This is a genomic window from Thalassospira sp. CH_XMU1420-2, from assembly GCF_037029325.1.
Taxonomy (GTDB): Bacteria; Pseudomonadota; Alphaproteobacteria; order Rhodospirillales; family Thalassospiraceae; genus Thalassospira; species Thalassospira povalilytica.
In genome coordinates this window covers 1-3840 of record NZ_JAYMEG010000017.1, presented here as the reverse complement: position 1 = coordinate 3840, position 3840 = coordinate 1, and the positions used below count along the sequence as shown (strand labels likewise).

Genomic DNA, 3840 nt, shown 5'->3' with positions numbered 1-3840 from the left:
CTCCATTAAGAACAAGGTTGCTGATTGTCAGGAGTGTTTGCGCGGAGGTGCCAGTTTTGGCTTGATAAAGAGTGCGGGCGGGATGTCTTCACCGTTTGGTGCTGCGCGATGAGATGTGATTTGTTGCCGGCGCCTCGATGTGGCGGCATCGGCTATGTACCAGCAGACATAGCAGCTCATTGCAGAAGTCTTTGAACAACAATGCGTTGAACTCACGGACATTGCGCTATAGCTCGATGGCTCCAATTGTGGGGCAGACATCGGCTGTGTTTGGCCAATAAAAGTCCACCCGAGCAGAATGACCAGCGCGCAGGCCATCATCCTGTTCAGATCAAGCAACCGGAGGAAGCGCTTTGCGCTCCTCCAAGAGATGTTGCTCATGCCCATAGGTTCGTTAATCCCTTCTCGCGGCGTTGTTTTTGGAAATCTTAATGAGTGCATCACACGCACTGGAAAGGTAGATCCGCGGTTCAAGGTAAATGCTGTTTGTTCTCTCAATTTCGCGAATATCGGCAAGCAGTTTGAGTGTTCGCTCTATCAGTTCTCTGTGAGAGTACGGCATTGGATGTCCCCCATGGGTAGTTTACAGGTCCCCAAGAGGCTGGAAGAGATGCCAGCGACTGGATTAACCCATGGGTGAGTTAAGCGAGCCTTAAGCAGATCAGTGATCTCTCAGGCGGCGGACCTCTGTAACAAGGGTGGATAGCGTCTCATTCATCTTTCCGATTTCTTCATGGATCAATAAGAGCACGTCTTTGCTGCTTAAGTTCGCTCCATCAGTGTTTGATGGAACTGGAGCTTGCTGAACCGGTATTTCCTCTTTGCTACCCATGTGCTGTAGCAAATCCACACCGGTAAGATCGGGTTGTGCTCCAGTACCGGGAGACGATGACCCGACTTCTGCCCTCAACGCTTCTCGGCGACGTTGCAGCTCTTCTTCACTTAATGGCGCTGTAGTGCCACCATCTGTATTGTGGTGGCGCTGGAACAGTACCCGTTGCGCGGCTTGGTCATGCCCAACTACTGGTGGCAGTTTTTCCAAGTCCCGATATGCATCCGCGAGCAACGCCGCACCATTTCTCTGGTCAAGCTTATGCCGGGTTTCTGTACGCAGGGCTGCCTTCGCTTTGTCTCGGGTGGCGATGTACTCTGTCTTACCCGAGGGTCGAAGAAGTAACCCCTCACACGATGCACTGATATTTCTGGCGAGACGAATGATGTGTTCATAGTCGACTGCACTCACGCCCTTCCCGTCTGAAAAGAACTTCTGTGAAAACTCCTTCAGGATTGGGTCGTTTGGGAAAGCGGCATGGGCGATCATGAAATGATGAATAAGGATAACTTCTTCGGGGTAGTCTAAGTTAAAACCGACAATGGTCGGGCTAAGCTCCCAAGCGTGGGCCATGAAAATTTCCTAAGTCTAAGATTACTTCTTCGCGATCATACGCTGCAGCCGAGCCATACGTTTTCTGTGGCTCGGATGTGTGCTGACAAGATTGTCACTCCAATGTGGGTTACTTGGTTCCTGGTGCCGTACAGTGAGCGTTTCGATCAATTTGAGCATGTCTTCTGGACTGGTCCACTTGGCTGCCAGGCGATCTGCCTTCATCTCCATGTGCCGGCTGAGCGCATACGCGCCAAAGGTGGTCTGGGTCTTCACAGAAAACTGCACCAACTTTGCGATAACAGCTATTCCGATAGCCGCCCCGGCGAGCCAGGCGAGGGCCTGCAGCTGCGGGGTTGCGGTAAACCCAGTGATGCCCGAGATGCCGGCAATGGCCGCTGCACCAATAGCAAGTATCCATAAGGTACCTTTGACAGTGCTGCCGATCGAGGCGGTGGTTCGATCCAGCGCTGTCCATGTGAACTGAAAGACCACGGAGCGCAGGAAGGATTGTACGAGGCTATCGCCGCGAGCGATGTGTGCCATCTCATGTGCGATTAACGCACGCAACTGGTTTCGGGGTAACTGCATGGCCTCTGGGCTAAAGCAGATTATGGATCTACCAAACCAGTTCGATGCGGCGAACGCGTTTAGCTCATCGCTATTGTCCATTGCAAGCTCAGGTGCTCGGGCCACGCCTGCTTTCTTGGCGATCTCTTCGACATCGGGTTTGACCTTTACCAGAGCTTGCTTTTCGGTTTCGGGCAATTTGCTTTCAACCTTGCCCCCCTGCCCCTCTACAATCTGTCTCGGTGAGATGGAGAGCAACCCGATCATCATGACACCCCAAATGAAGAGTGCACCAATGTGCACGAGCGCTGCCGGTGCCCCATCAAGAGGGAGCAAGTTGACGTCCAACCACACGATCGCGGCCATATTGATTGGTACAATGATCGCAAACAGATAGATCGACCAGCTTGAGAGTGAGAGGTGTTTCATTGCGATGAGTGCTTTCTTGCGTGCGGTGGTCTCAGTTTGAAGCAGAAAAACAAAACATAAACAAACATAGAACTAAAAACCAATTTGAACAGTCTTCATATCGGGTTTATTTTATGAAACCCCAAGGCTTTATGCGGACTTTGAGTGATTAGCATGCTTGAATTTGTTCCTATAAAATGATACGCTTGTTCTTCTTTTTCGATCATGAATCGTATCAACTTTGGGGGCTATGATGGCCAACCAGTATTTGTCCAATTTACATGCGGCAGCTCATGAAATGAGCCGTCCAAGATTTGCGACTTCTCTTGTGCTGGCCATGGTGTCTTTGGCCGACGAGAATGGTGTCATTCATGCAACCCGTGAGGAGCTCGCCGAGATGGTCGACAGAAGCGAGCATCAGTCGCGACATGGAGAACGACTGGAGCGCGTTAAAAACCGGACAAACTCTTTCAAGAAGGCTATGGCGCGCTTGAAGGAGCAGCTGAGTGAGGGAACGCTGCCCCGTTCGATCTATGATCATGAGGTCGCCCTCCTCACGGATGAATATCGCAAGTATGTTCGTTCCCCCACCCTGGCCAACGTATCGAATGTCATTTCTCAGTTCCGTGATTTGAATTTGATGTCCGTGTCCTATGTGGATCCTGAAACCGGCGAGGAATTCCCGACAACCGCACGCGGGAGATTTGCGCGTTATCGTTTCGTACTCCCGACCGGGTCGATGCCGGTCTTTGTCGAAGATCCGAGCACTTCCAAAATGGATAACGGTATCGATCCTGTTGCCACTGGGGCTAAACAGGCCGCAAAGTTGCTCCAGAGATCGGCAAAGCCGATCAATCAGCCCCCTCCCACAACGTCCAAAAGCGTTGAGAAGGGTGCTCACCAGCTCAGTTTGCTCTGAGCTGGTTTTTCTTTGAGACATTGTTTTTCTTGGGGTTTCAGAACCGTCGCCCGGAACACTCTGAGCTACCCCGTAAGGCCAATGAAAAACCCATCCGAGCTGCTGGGAATTGCTTCCGCTTTGCACCGATGGGTGTTTTCTGGTCTGATAGTGAGGGTATTTCACGAGCGAATTCATCCTGCATTGGGCTGCGCCTCATTCAGATTAAGTCTGAGAGCAGGACTTTAGGCGGGGTTTAGCTGTGCAATGTGTCGACAGGTGCCAAAAATTGGATCGAACCGACATTTGCGGTTTACCAATAGGGATTGTACCCGCTGCCCTTGAAGTATAGCCGGTTCACACGGACGCTCTTGTTGGCGTACAGGAAGTATCCGGTGCCCGATAAATCCTTCAGAAATGCCGATACTTCGTCTGTGAGTGTGCGTTCACAATCGACGAGAGGAATCTGGCGACCATCCGATGCTCTACCAGTTTCGTACTGGCCATCCTCGTTGAAGGGTAGGTCCCTGCCCCAGCAAACATTGAAGCTTGCCGGTTTTCTGGCCGTCCACGCAGGGTT

Annotated in this window: 4 protein-coding genes; 1 reads left to right on the top strand and 3 read right to left on the bottom strand. The window is 51.7% G+C overall.

Annotation, left to right across the window (positions count from 1 at the left end):
* Positions 1 to 661 precede the first annotated feature (661 nt).
* Positions 662 to 1405 (bottom strand): hypothetical protein, encoded by a 744-nt coding sequence (locus WA429_RS20700; RefSeq protein WP_336107829.1) that lies wholly within the window; start codon positions 1403 to 1405, stop codon positions 662 to 664.
* Between the two features lie 21 nt (positions 1406 to 1426).
* The gene (locus WA429_RS20695; protein WP_336107828.1) at positions 1427 to 2383 is read right to left on the bottom strand and encodes a M48 family metalloprotease; all 957 of its coding nucleotides are present in this window, start codon (positions 2381 to 2383) and stop codon (positions 1427 to 1429) included.
* A gap of 232 nt (positions 2384 to 2615) precedes the next feature.
* Between WA429_RS20695 and WA429_RS20690 the strand changes: the two genes are divergently transcribed.
* Positions 2616 to 3281: a hypothetical protein gene (locus tag WA429_RS20690; RefSeq protein WP_336107827.1), complete on the top strand. Its 666-nt coding sequence runs from the start codon at positions 2616 to 2618 to the stop codon at positions 3279 to 3281.
* 292 nt (positions 3282 to 3573) lie between these two features.
* Here the strand turns inward: WA429_RS20690 and WA429_RS20685 are convergent.
* On the bottom strand, positions 3574 to 3840 hold a 267-nt coding region (locus WA429_RS20685), incomplete at its 5' end, for a hypothetical protein (protein ID WP_336107826.1).